16 protein-coding genes are annotated in these 15,095 nt (G+C 56.0%); 10 read left to right on the top strand and 6 right to left on the bottom strand.

The genetic code is table 11. The features are described 5' to 3' along the window. Positions 1 to 45: 45 nt before the first annotated feature. Entirely contained in the window at positions 46 to 387 is a 342-nt protein-coding gene (locus CRO08_RS10115; protein ID WP_097036095.1) for a TfoX/Sxy family protein, read from the bottom strand. A 292-nt stretch (positions 388 to 679) separates the two neighbouring features. Between CRO08_RS10115 and CRO08_RS10110 the strand changes: the two genes are divergently transcribed. After that, entirely contained in the window at positions 680 to 1,012 is a 333-nt protein-coding gene (locus CRO08_RS10110) for a multidrug efflux SMR transporter (protein ID WP_097036094.1), read from the top strand. On the opposite strand, the gene CRO08_RS10105 is transcribed toward CRO08_RS10110, so the two are convergent. After that, positions 1,009 to 2,724 (bottom strand): MATE family efflux transporter, encoded by a 1,716-nt coding sequence (locus CRO08_RS10105; RefSeq protein ID WP_097036093.1) that lies wholly within the window; start codon positions 2,722 to 2,724, stop codon positions 1,009 to 1,011. The two genes, CRO08_RS10110 and CRO08_RS10105, sit on opposite strands and share 4 nt — an antisense overlap. A gap of 190 nt (positions 2,725 to 2,914) precedes the next feature. Here CRO08_RS10105 and CRO08_RS10100 point away from each other — a divergent pair, with 190 nt between their 5' ends. Beyond that, a complete protein-coding gene (locus tag CRO08_RS10100) occupies positions 2,915 to 3,805 on the top strand; it encodes a patatin-like phospholipase family protein (RefSeq protein WP_176495121.1) in 891 nt (296 codons plus the stop codon). Positions 3,806 to 3,874: 69 nt separating this feature from the next. On the opposite strand, the gene CRO08_RS10095 is transcribed toward CRO08_RS10100, so the two are convergent. Next, positions 3,875 to 4,645, bottom strand: a complete 771-nt coding sequence (locus CRO08_RS10095) for a DNA alkylation repair protein (RefSeq protein WP_097036091.1) — start codon at positions 4,643 to 4,645, stop codon at positions 3,875 to 3,877. 54 nt (positions 4,646 to 4,699) lie between these two features. Between CRO08_RS10095 and CRO08_RS10090 the strand changes: the two genes are divergently transcribed. Then, entirely contained in the window at positions 4,700 to 5,869 is a 1,170-nt protein-coding gene (locus tag CRO08_RS10090; protein ID WP_097036090.1) for an acyltransferase, read from the top strand. Here the strand turns inward: CRO08_RS10090 and CRO08_RS10085 are convergent. Beyond that, positions 5,841 to 6,752: a hypothetical protein gene (locus CRO08_RS10085; protein WP_097036089.1), complete on the bottom strand. Its 912-nt coding sequence runs from the start codon at positions 6,750 to 6,752 to the stop codon at positions 5,841 to 5,843. The genes CRO08_RS10090 and CRO08_RS10085 overlap by 29 nt on opposite strands. A 38-nt stretch (positions 6,753 to 6,790) precedes the next feature. Here CRO08_RS10085 and CRO08_RS10080 point away from each other — a divergent pair, with 38 nt between their 5' ends. Genes CRO08_RS10080 through CRO08_RS10070 form a run of 3 tightly spaced genes read left to right on the top strand, consistent with a single transcriptional unit; the run spans position 6,791 to position 9,303 of the window. Continuing rightward, on the top strand, positions 6,791 to 8,194 hold the full coding sequence (locus CRO08_RS10080; RefSeq protein WP_097036088.1) for a TrkH family potassium uptake protein: 1,404 nt from the start codon (positions 6,791 to 6,793) through the stop codon (positions 8,192 to 8,194). Between the two features lie 29 nt (positions 8,195 to 8,223). Then, the gene (locus CRO08_RS10075) at positions 8,224 to 8,880 is read left to right on the top strand and encodes a TrkA family potassium uptake protein (RefSeq protein ID WP_072807667.1); all 657 of its coding nucleotides are present in this window, start codon (positions 8,224 to 8,226) and stop codon (positions 8,878 to 8,880) included. Between the two features lie 21 nt (positions 8,881 to 8,901). Next, a complete protein-coding gene (locus CRO08_RS10070) occupies positions 8,902 to 9,303 on the top strand; it encodes a Fur family transcriptional regulator (RefSeq protein WP_097036087.1) in 402 nt (133 codons plus the stop codon). Between the two features lie 107 nt (positions 9,304 to 9,410). Here CRO08_RS10070 and CRO08_RS10065 read toward each other — a convergent pair whose 3' ends face one another. Next, positions 9,411 to 9,992, bottom strand: coding sequence for a hypothetical protein (locus CRO08_RS10065; protein WP_097036086.1), 582 nt, complete (start codon positions 9,990 to 9,992; stop codon positions 9,411 to 9,413). Positions 9,993 to 10,098: 106 nt separating this feature from the next. On the opposite strand from CRO08_RS10065, the gene aroC reads away from it, so the two are divergent. The 3 genes from aroC (at position 10,099) to CRO08_RS10050 (ending at position 13,675) form a co-directional block, all read left to right on the top strand. After that, a complete protein-coding gene (gene aroC / locus CRO08_RS10060; RefSeq protein ID WP_097036085.1) occupies positions 10,099 to 11,181 on the top strand; it encodes a chorismate synthase in 1,083 nt (360 codons plus the stop codon). 24 nt (positions 11,182 to 11,205) lie between these two features. Then, positions 11,206 to 12,105, top strand: a complete 900-nt coding sequence (locus tag CRO08_RS10055; protein ID WP_097036084.1) for a tetraacyldisaccharide 4'-kinase — start codon at positions 11,206 to 11,208, stop codon at positions 12,103 to 12,105. A gap of 97 nt (positions 12,106 to 12,202) precedes the next feature. Then, a complete protein-coding gene (locus CRO08_RS10050) occupies positions 12,203 to 13,675 on the top strand; it encodes a hypothetical protein (RefSeq protein WP_097036083.1) in 1,473 nt (490 codons plus the stop codon). 27 nt (positions 13,676 to 13,702) lie between these two features. Here the strand turns inward: CRO08_RS10050 and CRO08_RS10045 are convergent, their stop codons facing one another. Beyond that, a complete protein-coding gene (locus tag CRO08_RS10045) occupies positions 13,703 to 14,086 on the bottom strand; it encodes a co-chaperone GroES family protein (RefSeq protein WP_097036082.1) in 384 nt (127 codons plus the stop codon). Between the two features lie 30 nt (positions 14,087 to 14,116). Between CRO08_RS10045 and CRO08_RS10040 the strand changes: the two genes are divergently transcribed. Then, positions 14,117 to 15,052, top strand: a complete 936-nt coding sequence (locus CRO08_RS10040) for a hypothetical protein (protein WP_097036081.1) — start codon at positions 14,117 to 14,119, stop codon at positions 15,050 to 15,052. The last annotated feature ends 43 nt before the right edge of the window (positions 15,053 to 15,095 follow it).

Genomic DNA, 15,095 nt, shown 5'->3' with positions numbered 1-15,095 from the left:
GGCGGGAATGACATTCTATCGGCTCTTCGAGCCTCCAGAATGACATCACTTCTTCTTTGATGGCTTTGCGGCGGGGAGTTCCGGCAGCATCGCATCCAGGAGCTTCGCCAAAAACTTGCTATCGGCAATCTGTTCGTCAGTCACGCGGAGCATGGGCTTCGCTCCTTCGTAGGGCAACTGCTTTTTCGCGTTCGGCAACAGCTTAAGCGCCGCGGGCACAGGCTTCACCAGCAGGCGGTCATCGTAAATCCCGCCGAAAATTTTCCCGTCAGCATAGAGGATGTATTCGCCCATCATCTTGCGGGTGGTCACGCGGAATCCGCCTTCAAGCAGCTTTCCATTGAACTGCTCCAAAACATGGTCACGAAACTTCTCTGAACTCGGCATGGTTTTAAATATAAATAAGGCACGGTCAAAAAGCTTTTGCCGCGCACCCTTACATACTAAAAGCTCTAATTTCGCACTCAAGTATGTAAAAAAATCCGCAAAGCACCCTTTCTGAGAGCATTTTCCCTATTTCAGACAACTTTTCTTCCCTAAAAACCCCAAAAAATGACTTTTTTCGGGAAAAATTACATACTAATCAACGCAAAACAAACACTCAGTATGTAAGCCTCTCGCGCAAGCACCAAAAACATCGTCGATCGTAAGCCGTACTATTAATTTGTATATTCTCCCTATGCTCAACTACGTATTCCTCATCCTCGCCATTGTCGCAGAAGCGGCCGGCACCACCCTCCTCAAGATGTCGGAACAGTTTACCAAGCTAGTCCCGTCCATCGCCTCGCTCGTCTGCTACGTGGCGTCGCTCTACCTGTTGAGCCTCTGCCTGCGCACCATCCCCATCGGCATCGCGTACGCCACCTGGTCGGCGCTCGGCATCGCCCTCATTACAATAAGCGGCATCTACTTTTTCAAGCAGATGCCGGATTTGGGCGCCATCATCGGGCTCGTCCTGATTATTTCAGGCGTTGCCGTGCTGAATCTATTTTCGAAAATGGATATCCACTAACGTTCAAACCGGAAAACGTGCCGGTTGTAGTTTGACGTAAGCAGGTACTGCTTTTCGCGCTGGACAGTCATGAACATGTTCACCAGGTAGGCGCGCAGGCCCGTCACCGACTGTTCCAAATCGGTAAGGTCCATAATCTTGCCGTCGTCCTTGATAACAAGCACAAAGTCCCTTTCGCGCAAGAGCACGGCAAATTCGACAAACACGCGGCGGCCGGCATTACGTTCATAAACGCTCATGCCCATCTCCTCGAGCAACAGCATCGCCTTCACGACACTCATCTCGTTCACCGACTTGCGCTTGAGCAGTTCACCCACGCTGTCGCGGTAGGCAATCAGGTTTTCCGGTGTCAGGAGCATATCGTGCATGTGCCAGTAATCCGCAACCGTGAGGTGTTCGAGCAACAGCGGGAATCGCGCCCTGCCATAAATCAGCACCTGTACGCCCGCGCATAGCCCCATCGCCAAGAAGGGAGCCGCACCAAAGCCCAGCCACACGTATTCGCCGCCCCACAGCGCACCCGCACCCATCACGCATACGACAGGGCTCAGGAACATCACGAAGAGAATGAATATGAAGGAGAGCACAGGCTTTTCGTGTACGTGGAACGCCGCGTAGATTTTCACCAGAGCTAGCGGGCATAGGCCTACGGCACACGCGCGTATCGCAAACGCCATTTCACCGGCGAGCTCCTCGGAACGGATATGGAACACGTGCGTGAGCAGCGGGGCAAAAAACAGGAGAATCGCGGTCGCAAGCAGGCTCTCCTTGAGCACCGTCCAGTTCACAAAGCGCATCACCTGGAGCACGCCACGGTCATTATCTTCGCCACGATAGATGTTTATGAGCGGTTCCGCCGCCATCCATATGCCGTTAAACACGACGCTCAGTTCCACGATTTCGTAAATAACCGAAAGCACCGTAATGCGGTCACTGCTGAAATTTGCAACAAAGTAAAGGTTCATGAGACCAGCAAACAGCGCAAAGAAAAAGAACTCGCACGCTTCCGCGATGCTGAACCGGATTACCGACATGGAATCGCGCATGTTGAAGTACCACACGAAACGGAGCGAATTGTTCTTGCGGGCAAAGTGCGTACAAAGTACTATGATGCTGAGCATCACCGACAGGAGCGTACCGAGGGCAATCCCTGACATTCCCATGAACCGGCAGAATATACACGAAAGAACGAGGTTGCCGAGCAGGAGCGCGGCATACGAGGCCTTGCAGGTTCCCGTGTCGCCGTCCACGTAGACCATCTCCTGCAAGGTATTGTTCAGCGGGATAATGAAGGCGAGCCCCAGGAACCAGCCGTAGAACTCGTTCACGTAGTTGAGCAGTTCGGGTTCAACCTCCATGACGCCGAACATGATTCCCTTGCCTGCAGAAAACAGCACGACCATGAACACGCCGACAATAAACGAGAGAATAAGGCTCTGGCCAAAAAAGCGGTCAGCCTTCTCCTTGTTCATGCGCCCCAGTTCGATGGAATAGCATACGAGGCTCCCCACCATCACGACGGCGCTCATGAAGAATATGAACGAGAATAGCGGGGTAAAGAACGAGATTGCAGCAAGTGCGGTATCGCCCAGGAACTGCGCCGCGACCACCTTGTCGATGAAAACGTTCACGAATTCAGCACAGACGGATACCGATGCCGTAAAGAGCATCGACCTGAACCGGCGACCGCTAAATGATTCCTTGATACGCATTTCAGTAGAAAATATAGATATTCCGGACCACTCGACCCAAGCCTAAAACCGGAACGACCTCGCCTTCTACCCCCAAAAAGTATCCAAAATGTAGAAAATCTTTTACCAAGAAACGATGTTTCAATCACACAAAAATAATTATTTTATACGTCATTCAAAGAACAACGTTATCTACAACAGGAGTAATAGAATGAAACTCGGCATCTCTATCACCGGCGGCGGGGCGCTCGGAATCGGGCCTCTCCAGTTTATGCGCCGCCTCGAAGCGGATCTCGGTAAAAAGAAGACTCTTGCAAGCGTCGGCGACGCCTTTGCGGGCACGTCTACCGGTTCCATCGTAGCCACCGGCCTTGCAAACGGGATGACCGCAGAAACGCTCTACAACCTGTACAAGGATAACCTTCCCAAGATTTTCAAGAAGGTCAGTTCGACCCGCATATTGTCGAAGAGCTACTACCGCTACGACAATACGTACCTGAAGAAGATGCTCCAGGAAAACTTCAAGAAGCACATGTACGAATTCAAGAAGCCCGTCTACATTCCGGCAACGTTCCTGAACGGCAAGAGCGTGGAAAAGGTATGGGGCAAGGACGACGGCGATACGCCGCAGTGGTTCGCCGTGCTTTCGAGCTGTTCTGCGCCCACGTACTTCAACACCGTGAGCCGCGAATGGAAGGGCAATACCGAAATCTACTGCGATGGCGGCATGTGGGCGAACGACCCCGTCATGGTTCTCGAATCCGCACTGGTCAGGTACAAGGCCTACAAGGACAACCTGCGCATCATCTCGTTCAACACGGGAATGGACCATCCGCCTGCAGAACTCACGGACAAGAGCATCATCGGCTGGGGCAAGTACATTCTCGACGAATGGGTGGCACGCACGGGCAACTCCGGCAAGTTCATGGCCAAGGCGAACCTCGGCAAGGACAACGTGATGCGTCTCGCGCCCAAGGTAACGAGGCCGTACGAGATGGACAACATGAAGATTATCGACGAAGTTTCGGACATCTGGGACAAGTACTACGACGAAGTCGGCAAGGACGTTGTCAAGTTCATTACCGAAACGCCGGAAAAATAACAAGAACTTACACCTCAACACACAATTTGGGGCAGCCCCTCGGCTGTCCCAAATTTCTTTTGCCCGAAACTACTTCAGGGCGCGCAGTATCTTTTTCTGCTCGTCGGTAATGCGGTAGCTCTCGCAGGCCTTCTGGATAGTCTTCGCGTGAATCCAGGGCGAAAGCCTGCGGTTCTTAATATAGGGGAAGGTCGCGTTCCACTGCTTGGCGAGCGCGGTCGCGAAGTACCAGGCGATTACCATCTGCACATAGTAGCGGTCGGTGGGGCGCGCGGCATTTATCGAGGTTTGCGCGGCACCGGTATCGGAATCGTTGAACAGGTTCTCGTCTATCGCGGCGACCATTTCCAGGTGCTTCTTGTCAAAACGTTCGTCCAGGAAAAAGTTCATGAGCATGTTCACGCCGAAACGCACCGTGTAAGGCTCGCGCGACTTGAGCCACGCCTTGATGCGGGCCAAAAAACGAGCCTCGTCCTTGAGCAAGGCCTTCGGGGACTTGCCGTCGCAAACCGCCCAGTTGTCTATGTACGGCAAAAACTGCTCGGTACGGCGCAGGCACTCGTCCGCATCCTTGATGCGCTCGACCACAAGGAGGTGTACCTGGTTCTCTTCGAAATACTTGTGCGGGAGCTTGTCTAGGAAGCGCGCGACATCGGCCGGCACGGATTTTGCAGCCGCGGAACCAGCCGCCGCGAACTCCTTCGCAATCTTCCGCATCGTGGGCACGCGCACGCCGATAATCGTCTTCTTGTCGATATTCGGCAGGAGCGACGCGTGAAAGTCGCGGTACTTGAGGTCCTGTTCGGCAAGGAGGCGTTTGACAAGTTCGGTATGGGTCATAGCAGAAAATTAGATAAATTATCTATCTTTTCCACATAACGAAAGGGGTTTCGAATGTCAGAATCAAAGAGCAAGAACCACTCCATTGAACTTGTAAGGATCATCGCATGCCTGCTTGTCATCATGGCGCACATCCAGGTCGTCATCAACGACGGCAATTCCATTGTAACAGGGCGGCTTTTCTTCTCGACCATTATCGCCGACGATGTCCCGCTCTTCCTCCTGGTGACAGGCTTCTTTTTCTTCCACCGGATTCACTCGGACAGCGACATCGTCCCGGCATTCCCGCACAAGGCAAAAACGTTCCTTTCGCGAATCTACATCCCCACCATTATCTATATACTCATCAACATCCTCTACCGCTATTTTACCGGACCGCAAGGCTCCATCCTAACTGCCGACTGGGCCTATCTTGGCAATTTTGTCTTCAAGTTAAATCCCGGTGACCACCTTTGGTACATCTGTACCTACATGTCATTCATATTCTTCTTCCCGCTGCTCGCCTTCGTTTGCCAGGACACTCCCCAAAAGAACAAGATGAGGCGCACCTTGCTCGGTATCGCCATCGGGTGTGCCGTAATCACCGACGTCCAGTACTTTTTCAAGATGAACTTGCTCGACATAGACAAGTACCTCTGGGGCTACTGCACCATCTTCCTGATTATCGGGTACGAACTCTCCCTGTTCGTGCGCAGGTTCGATAACCGGAAAGTGAAGCTCATCCTTGTCGGCCTCGGATTGTATATCCTCGGAATTGCCGTGAAGATCCTGCTGCAGAAATACATGCACGCCGAATACGGGTATGTCCAGAACCGATTCCGCTGGCTCCAGTGTTCACTCTGTTTCGTGACCACGACGGGGCTTTTCCTTACAATCTACACGCTCGGCACATTCATCAAGAACAACGGGATTCCTGCCCGCATCATAAACTTTATCGGGTCCTGCACATTCGGCATCTACCTTTTCCACCACCTGATAATCAAGGAAACCAAGACCTGGCAATTCGAACTCATCGCAAAATTCACAAACGAGACAACGCTTAAGGATGTCGCAGGCTACTACTTCTCCTACGCACTCATCGTGCTCGCGATTTCCTTTGTTACCGCGCTCATTTTCAGGTTTGCCGTAGAAAAACCGGTCGCATGGATTTTCGACCGGAAGAAAAAAACCGGCATCCACGCCGGCCCTTCTGGCGCTATTCCGCCTTCGAATCCTTCGGCTTGATTCTCGCGCTCAAATAACTGAGCACCAGGTTCTGCCACACCACGTAGCACGTGGGGGCAAGCGCCACAACGGGGCCCGCATACAGCGTGGATATCCAGATGACGAGAGTCGTGTTCTTCTGCCCCATGCTCTGCGCGCTTTCAATCGGGCGGCGGTTCCTTTCGACATACCACCCGAGGGCATAAAGCAGTATGCAGAGCAGGAGCGAAATCCCCGCCATCATCGGGAGCTTGCCGCTATTCCACAGGTCCCAGAATCCCATCTCGCGTATGTCGTAACTTGCCTTCGCAAGGATTACGAATACCGAGAAAGTCCACACGAACATCGTGTATTTCTGGAACTTTGCCGCACGGTCGGCGAGTTCCGGGTAAAAGGCGCGGAGCCCGAGCGCGAACGCCAGCGGGATACTGATGATGGGCTGGATGGTGTTGAAAATCTTCATCGAGATTTCGCTCAGGCTCGCATCGGCGCCGGTAAGGTACCCGAAAACAATCGGGATGGAGAAGCACGCGATGAGGTTTCCGCTCAGGAATATCTTGAGGGCGAGCGACGCCGAACCGCCGAGCATCTTGGCCATCGCGGGGGCGGCATTTGCAGGCGGGCAGAGCGCGATGATGGCTCCACCGAGCAGCACCTCGCGCGGGAGGTCGAACAGTTTCACGATTCCGGCAAGGGCGGCAACCAGCAGGAGGCTCACCACGAGCGCCCGGATTTCAATCTTGAAGGTATAGCCGTGCGTCTGCGGGGGAATTTTCGTCACGAAGGTCAGGAACATCATGGTGCCGATCAAAAACGGCATCATGGGCGAAAGCACGTGCGCCTGCGGAATCAGAATCCCGAGAATTATCGCTACAGGCATCAAAATGGCACGCAGGTTCTTCATAACGCGCCCAAATCTAGAAAATTGCTAAATTTCGCACCATGCTTCGTTCCAAGTATCAAGCATTCGCCGATACGACGTCCGAGAACGTCTTCAAGCCGAAGAGGCAGGCCAACCCGATTACCCTGGTGGTTCTCGGTTACCTGATGCTCATAACCGTGGGCGCGGTACTCCTGCGCCTGCCGGTCTCGACACGCGAACCCATTGACTTCCTCCAGGCGCTCTTCACGGCCACATCCGCAGTGTGCGTGACCGGCCTTTCCGTCATCGACATCAGCAGCACCTTCTCGACATTCGGCAACTGGGTGCTCATCGTCCTCATGCAGCTGGGCGGCCTCGGTATCATGACCGTATCTACCGTGCTCATATTGCTTGCAGGCATGCATCCGGGCTTTAACCACCAGTCCGTGCTGCTCGCCGACTTCACGCAGGAGGGCAACGTCGATGCCAAGCGCATTCTCATGGCCGTCCTCCCCTTCACGTTCATACTGGAAGCCATCGGCGGCGTGCTCTACTTTACGCAGTTTGGCGACATGGAACTCTCCGACCGCATCTTCTGCTCGCTGTTCCAGGCAGTCAGTTCGTTCTGTAACGTCGGGTTCACGCTGTTCCCCGACTCGCTCGTGCAGTTCCAGCTGAACCCGGTCATGAACATCACCACCTGCATACTCGCGCTGGCCGGCGCCTTCGGGTTCCTCGCCATCACCGAACTGCAGTACGCCTTCGACTTCAAGGAGCGCAAGTTCCGCAAGATATCGCTCCATACCCGCGTCGCCGCATTCTGCACGTTCGTCATCATCGGGGTAAGCATCGTCGCCTTCATGATTACCGAATGGGGCAACACGCTCGACGGCCTAAGCTTCTTCGACAAGCTCCAGACGACGTTCTTCATGGCCTTCACGAGCCGTACTGCGGGCCTCAACACCGTAGACACCCCGGCACTGTGCGCCTCCTCGCTGTTCTTCTTCGCCATCATCATGTTCATCGGGGCAAACCCCGGAAGCTGCGGTGGCGGCATCAAGGTCACCACGGCGGCGGTCATCGGGCTGCTCGGGTTCAACCGCCTGCTCGGGCGAGAAAAGACCCAGGTCATGAACCGCACCATTCCCGAAACCACGGTCGACAAGGCCGTGCGAATCTTCGTGGTGGCAATCGTGGTCATCGCGCTCGCGACGATGGTTCTCCTCATTACCGAAATCCCGGCGGGTACCGGGTTCAACGAGAACGGCTCCCCCTTCCTCAAGATTCTCTTCGAGGTCATCAGCGCCTACAGCACCTGCGGGCTCTCGATGGGGCTTACCGGCGAACTTTCCACCGTGGGCCAGATTGTAATCTGCTGCGTGATGTTTATCGGCCGTATGGGTCCGCTTTTCCTGATTTCCGCGGTCGCGGGCAGGGTGCAGAACACCACCTGGTACGCCGAAGAAGACATCATGGTGGGCTAATCGGCCCAACCTTTACTACATTATAGCCCATGGCATCTAAACAGTACATCATCATCGGCCTCGGAAACTCGGCTATCTTTTTGGCGCGTCACCTGACGAGCCTCGGGCACGACGTGCTCGTGGTCGACAACCACCCCGAGAAGGTGCAGGACATCTCGAGCATCGTATCTCAGGCGATGGTCGCCGACTCTACCCGCAAAAAGCAACTCGCGAGCATCCCGCTCCAGAAGGCGGACTGCGTTATCGTCTGTATCGGCGAGAACCTCGAGGCGAGCCTGCTTACCGTACTGAACCTGAAAGAACTCGGCGTGAAGCACATCATCGCGAAGTCGAGTAGCGCCGCACACTCGAGCATCCTCGAGAAGCTCGGCGTCTCCGACATCTTCCACCCGGAACGCGACAGTGCCATCGCGCTTGCCGAGCGCCTGAACCGCCCGAACATGCTCGACTTCCTCCCGTTCATGGAAGGCTTCAGCATCGTCGAGGTGGTATGCCCCAAGGACTTCATCGGGAAGACGCTCAAGGACCTGAACATCACCCACAAGTACGGCGTGCAGGTCATCGCCATCCGCGACCCGCAGGAACCGACCCCCAAGATCGGTAACCTCGCCGACATCGTGCTGCAAGAGGACGACGTGCTCTTCCTCATCGGCCCGAACGAGGCGGTGGACAAGTTCAAGAGCTAGGCCACCGCAGGGGAGCAGGCAGTGAGTTCTTCGGCAGTCACCTTACAGGAACACAGGATTCGCCCGTCGGCACAGCGGGTGCAAATCCTCGACTACATCAAGAGCGTACACAGCCACCCCTCGGTCGACACCATCTACAAGGCGCTGCTGCCCGAAAATCCCGGACTCTCGCGCACCACCGTGTACAACACGCTCGAACTCTTCGCGAAGCACGGGCTCATCCTCTCGCTCGATTTCGGGGAAGGTTACCTGAGATACGACGGCGAAATCAAGCCGCACACGCACTTCAAGTGCGAAAAGTGCGGTGCGGTGAGCGACATCTTCACCATTCCCGAGAACTGCGAGAAGATGCTCCCCAAGGGATCCTCCCTGAACGCCGTCTCGCTGTACCTGTACGGGAAGTGCGCCGCCTGCAACAAGTAAATTCAAGGCCCGAGCGACACTTCTTTTACTTTGTATAAAACGAAAACAGGCTTCCGGAAAGGAAGCCTAACTTGTTTTGTATCTTAGACTTAGGGTGGAGGTCCGGGCTAGAACACCGGGGCTGCGGAAGCCTTTTCCTTCTTCGGCTTGCCGCCGGCAGATTCCTTCATGAGCGTGCGGTGTTCCACATAGCCGAGCACGAAGTACTTGCCGCCCTTCTTGATGACTGCGGTGAAGGCGTTCAGCAGCTTGACGCCGTACCACTCCTGGTAGTTGTTGCGGCCCTCGACCAGGTTCGTCTCGTTGACCGTAGGCGCCTGGGCGGGCTTGCCGTACTTGAGCGTAAACTGGTCCGACATGTATTCGGCGGCCTCGATAGCCTTGAACTTGCGGGATTCTTCCACCTTGCCGGTACGGATTTCGAAGGCGTAGAACTTGTCGCTGCCGTTAAAAATGAAGGACACCTGGACCGGCAGTTCCCCGAACCTGAACATAGGAAGCACGACGCGTTCACCGGCACCCATCTGGCCGTAGGGCTCGTAGCCCATCTTCATGACTTCTTCGATGACAGTTTCACGGGAAGCACCGAACGGAATCCCTGCGAACTCCAATTCGTTATTGCGCTGGGCGAACACTTCCATGGAAAGTGCGAGGACCAGCAACAGCAATATGTTTCCAAACTTAGACACTAGGATATCTCCTAAAACCTATGTAAAAGATAATAAACTTTGAGCCCGTAGTGAGTCCAAATGTGACCAAAAATGTTTTTTTTGCGTATTATCTATATTTTGGGGCATGTCTAGCACTTTTGGCAAAATTTTTTCCGTTACCACATGGGGCGAATCCCACGGACAGGCAGTCGGTGCCGTCCTGGACGGCTGCCCCGCAGGCCTCCCCCTTTGCGAAGCCGACATCCAGGCGTTCCTGGACCGCAGGCGACCCGGACAGGGCAAGCTGACCACCGCCCGCGACGAGAAGGACCAGGTCCGCATCCTGAGCGGTGTCTTCGAGGGCAAGACGACCGGCACCCCGATATCTTTCGCGGTGTTCAACGAGGACCAGAGAAGCGGAGACTATTCCGAAATCGCCAAGTGGTACAGGCCGGGGCACGCAGACCTCTGCTACGACCTCAAGTACGGGTTCCGCGACTACCGCGGGGGCGGACGCAGTTCCGCACGCGAGACCATCGGTCGCGTATGTGCGGGAGCGGTGGCCCAGAAGTTTTTGGCCCAGGTGGCAGGCACGGAGTTCCTCGCCTGGGTGGATTCCGTAGGCACGATTGAATGCGGCAAATTCGATACCGGCACGCTCACGCGCGAAAAGATAGAGGCATCCCCGGTACGCTGCCCGGTAGAAGCGTTCAGCGAGAAGATGGAACAGGAAATCCTCGCCGCGAAGAAGGACGGGGACAGCGTAGGCGGCACGGTGAAACTGCTCGTGAGGAACGTACCCGCGACGCTCGGCGAACCCGTGTTCGACAGGCTCGACGCACTGCTTGCGCAGGCGATGCTCAGCATCCCGGCATGCAAGGGTTTCGAGATCGGAAGCGGCTTTGCCGGAACGAGAATGCGCGGCAGTGAGCACAACGACGAGATTTACTCTGAAGACGGCAAGTTCCGCACACGCACGAACAATGCGGGCGGCTGCGTGGGCGGAATCAGCAACGGCGCCGATATCGAATGCAGGCTCGCGTTCAAGCCGACGGCGACGATTTCGCAGTCGCAGAAGACGGCCAGCAGGGATGGCGAAAACGGCGAACTCGCCGCAAAGGGCCGGCACGACCCTTGCGTCGCCGTCCGCGCTCCCGTAATTGTCGAGAGCATGGCCGCGCTTGTGCTTGCAGACCTGTACCTGCAGCAGAAGCACAACTGCCTGTAATCAAGGGACAGGAGGGCAGCGCCCATGCTTTTCCGCCTGATACTCCTCGCCCTTGCGGGCATCTACTACATTGCGTACAAAGTGCATCACCGCTTTTGCCTACGGCAGGGCAGCCCCCTCGGGCATGCGCGCCTGATTGTCGTCGGGAGCTTCCTTGCGGGCGGCGCGGGCAAGACCCCGTTTGTCGCATGGCTCGCGCAGTTTATTTCCGAGAACGGCGCCGCGGGCAAAGAAGGCGCCGCAGGCAAGAACGGCGCCGCGCCCCGGATCGCCATCCTGTGCCACGCCCGCGCGCAAGACGAGGCCGCAATGCTCCGGCAGAAATTCGCAAGCATGCCGCAAGTACATGTAATCGCGACCCCCAACCGGTACCGTACCGCTCACGAGATCGACCGCGATTACGACTTCATCATCTGCGACGACGGGTTCGAGGACTCGCGGCTCGCGGGCGCCATCACCATCCGGCTAGACCGCGCAGGCACCCCGCAGCGGATTGCGGACCTCGTGCCCGCCGGCAAGAACCGCAGCCTCCCCCGCGACCACGAAGAGCCCGCAGTCACCCTCGGGCAAGGCGACATCCGGTTCCGTATCGGGCTCATCGCCAACGCGGGCAACGAGCCCTGCCCCGCGGGCCCTATCGCCATCTGCGGCATAGGCGACCCGGAGCGTTTCCGGCAAGACCTCGCCTCCTATGGCATTGAACCCGCGGGTTTCATCGCCCGCCCCGACCACGACCGCCGTTTTGAACAAACTATCATGAAGTTCCTGGCCCAGGGGGCATCGCTCGTGATGACGGAAAAGGACTTCGCGCGGCTCCCCGAAAAGTGGCGCCTGCACCCGAACGTGTTTGTCGCCTACCAGGAAATCGAGGTTTCCGCCCCCGCGGCGGAGGCCATTAGGGCATGTTGCGGGCTCGGCGCCTAAGCCGGGCACATTCTACAGGAATCTTATTTTTATATTATTTGGCAGATTGCCGCGGCCACCGGCCCCGCATCAACATAATGACTAAAAGGGATTGAAAATGGCTTTGAAACAGCGCATTACCGAACTGATGGAACAGCTTTCCGTAGGGATTCCGGAACGCGAGTACTGCATCCAGCTCGCATTCCTCACCATGATTATCGGCGAACCGTTCTACATCTACGGCCGTTCCGGCTCGGGCAAGGGAATTGTCCTCAACAGGCTAATCGCCGCCTTCAAGGACGCCAAGGCACTCAAGGTAGGCCGCCGCCAGCAAGAAGTCCCCTCCAAATTAAACGCCTACGACATCATCGTGTTCAAGAGCTACGACCCGAGCAACGAGAACATCAGGAACTGGGTACAGATTGCGCTGCAGGACCGCGACCGCATCCCGCTCATCGTTTCCGGCGACATACGCCCCGAGGTAGCCCTTACCCGCGGCGACATCATCGACAAGCTCGCCCTTACCGTATCGTTGCCCGACAGCATTTCCCCGCAAAGCCTGTGCCAGCTGCTGACCGCACAGAACGACGTGACAGAGACAAACATCAATCCCGACCTCACCATCACCCAGGATGAATTCGGCAAGTGGGGGCAGGATATCCAGAAGGTCGTATTCTCGCAGGACTCCCTCACCATGATCGGCAAGCTTGCGGAACTCTGCGACAAGAACAACATCTACGTATCCGTCAAAAAATGGCTCGTGCTGAGCAAGATAGCGAAGGCATCCGCATTCTTCAACGAGCGCACCGAAACGAGCCTCATGGACACGTTCTTCCTGGGCACGAACATTTGGGGTCGCACGATTACCAACAACGTGATCATGGAAGGTTTCAAGAACATCGCGGTAGAAATCCTCCTGAAGGATATCCCCGAGATTCTCGGCGAACAATACGATACCGAAAACCTGATGAAGCGCATCAAGCGCAACCTGTTCACCAGCAACAACACGTACGACACCCGCGAATTCGCGGGCGAAACCTGCGTTTCGTACAAGGTAACTATCGCCGGCGAATCCACCCCGCTGTACGTGCCCGTCCGCTATATCGAAACCGAAGAGGACTTCAACCCCTATAACGAACTGCGCAAGGTCGAGACCCGCGTGCGCTGCAACTTCCACGGCACCACGAACTGCAGCATCGCCATCGATTCCTCGGTGAAGGGAATCGGGCTGCGCACCAATGCCGTAAGGTCCAACAACAACGTGACCTTCAAGGGCGGCAAGTTCGAAGACTACGCGACGCTCCCGACGTACATCCTCAAGGAAAACGACCCCGATATCATCGCCCAGAAGAAGGCAGAAATCGAGGAAATCCGAAAGGAAATCAACGAGACGATGGAAAAGGAATCGAAGAACCTCATCCGCCTGCGCGACGTCTACCGCGACCTGAAAAAACACAGGAACGAACTGTTCTGCAACCAGAAGCTGTTCGACGAGATCCTGAACCAGATCAAGGACATCTTCGAATCCACCTCCGGCATTATCACGAAAATCAAGGAAGCGCACGAGCTGCTTGTGAGCAAGGGCGCATAGGTTTTCTACAAACCTGAATGCTGAAAACTAGAGGTTGTCGATACTGTCGGGAATCTCGTTACGGAGCACGAGCAGAATCGCGTTCTGCCCCACGATAACGTACTTCTCGCCGTTTATCTCTATCTCGGTACCGCTTGCATGCAGGTACAGGGCCTCGTCGCCCTCGTGCACCTGCAGGGGCACGTAGTTCACCTGCTCGTTGTTCTCGCCGGTAAAGATGGAATCCGGGTCGCGGTTTGCAGGAATCGGGTAACCCGGGCCAACGCGCATCACGAGCCCCGCATGCACGGCATCGTGGTCCTTTACACTCGGCGGCAGGTACAGCCCGCTGCCCGTACGGTTCGACGCTTCGAGAGGCTTTATCAATACGCGGTCGCCATTTACGACAACATTTTTCAAAGAATCCATCATAGGCACAAAAATAGAATTTATATTACACGTGTGGTATTTATAGCGCTCATAATCCTCTGGCTTACCATAGCCGCATGCATCGTGCTGCTCTTCTTGCGCACACAGAAAGGTATGCGCATGTTCCGCGTTCTCTGGCGCAGCAACAAGGTCCGCATCGCCGTCGCGATACCGCCCTTGTGCATCCTCGCCATCGCGCTCGCATTCGTGTACCAGCGCTCCGGCGAAGAGGCGCCTGCGCTCGAGACCGACACGCTGTTTACGGACTACTCCCGCGGAATCATCATCGGCATGCGCGACCAGGGCGCCATCACCATCGATACTGCCTGCAACCTCGACCAGGCGCAACCCGAACTCGCCTACATGATGCCCGCCCTCGTCGCCGTCTACAAGGACGTGGTCAAGAAGCCCACCACCGCAAGGCTCGTGCGGCTCGACGACACGCTCACGCTATCGTTCGATGGCTACAAACAGTTCAGGAACCGCACCATAAACATCCTCAAGGGCGTAAAGAAGAAACTCGGGCCCCGCTACACGATGGGCATGCAGAGCATCGGCGAAAGCCACCAGCTGACAATTACGTACAAGGGAACGCAGTGGAACAACGAGCAACTCTGCGCGCTACCTGCCATGGAGGCAAGCATCCGCGAGAAGGTGGACCCCGCCGTACTCATGTCGCTCATGCGTCACATTTCCGATTTCGACTTCAATTACGAGAGCGCGAACCGCCGCAGGGGCCTGCTCGCGCTCGATTCCGGCGAAGGGCTAGCACAGATTTACCTCGGGGCAAAGAGGCTCCGCGCCGCGCTTGATTCCGTACAAAATAACGAGGACGCCATCGCCACGTTCTACCCGGAACGCGACATGCAAGGGGTCGGCGTTGAATGGCGCAAGAGCCCGCTCAAGAGCGGGTGGGTCAAGGAAGTGCTGAACGACGTGCCGTACTACAAGGCAAACGGGATAAAATAAATTGCTCCGCGCCTACCTTACACACCGCAACATCGGAATCGCA

It is taken from the genome of Fibrobacter sp. UWT3 (genome assembly GCF_900230125.1).
Classification (GTDB): domain Bacteria; phylum Fibrobacterota; class Fibrobacteria; order Fibrobacterales; family Fibrobacteraceae; genus Fibrobacter.
Note: the sequence above shows the minus strand (reverse complement) of the source record. Positions and strands in the feature narration are given on the sequence as shown.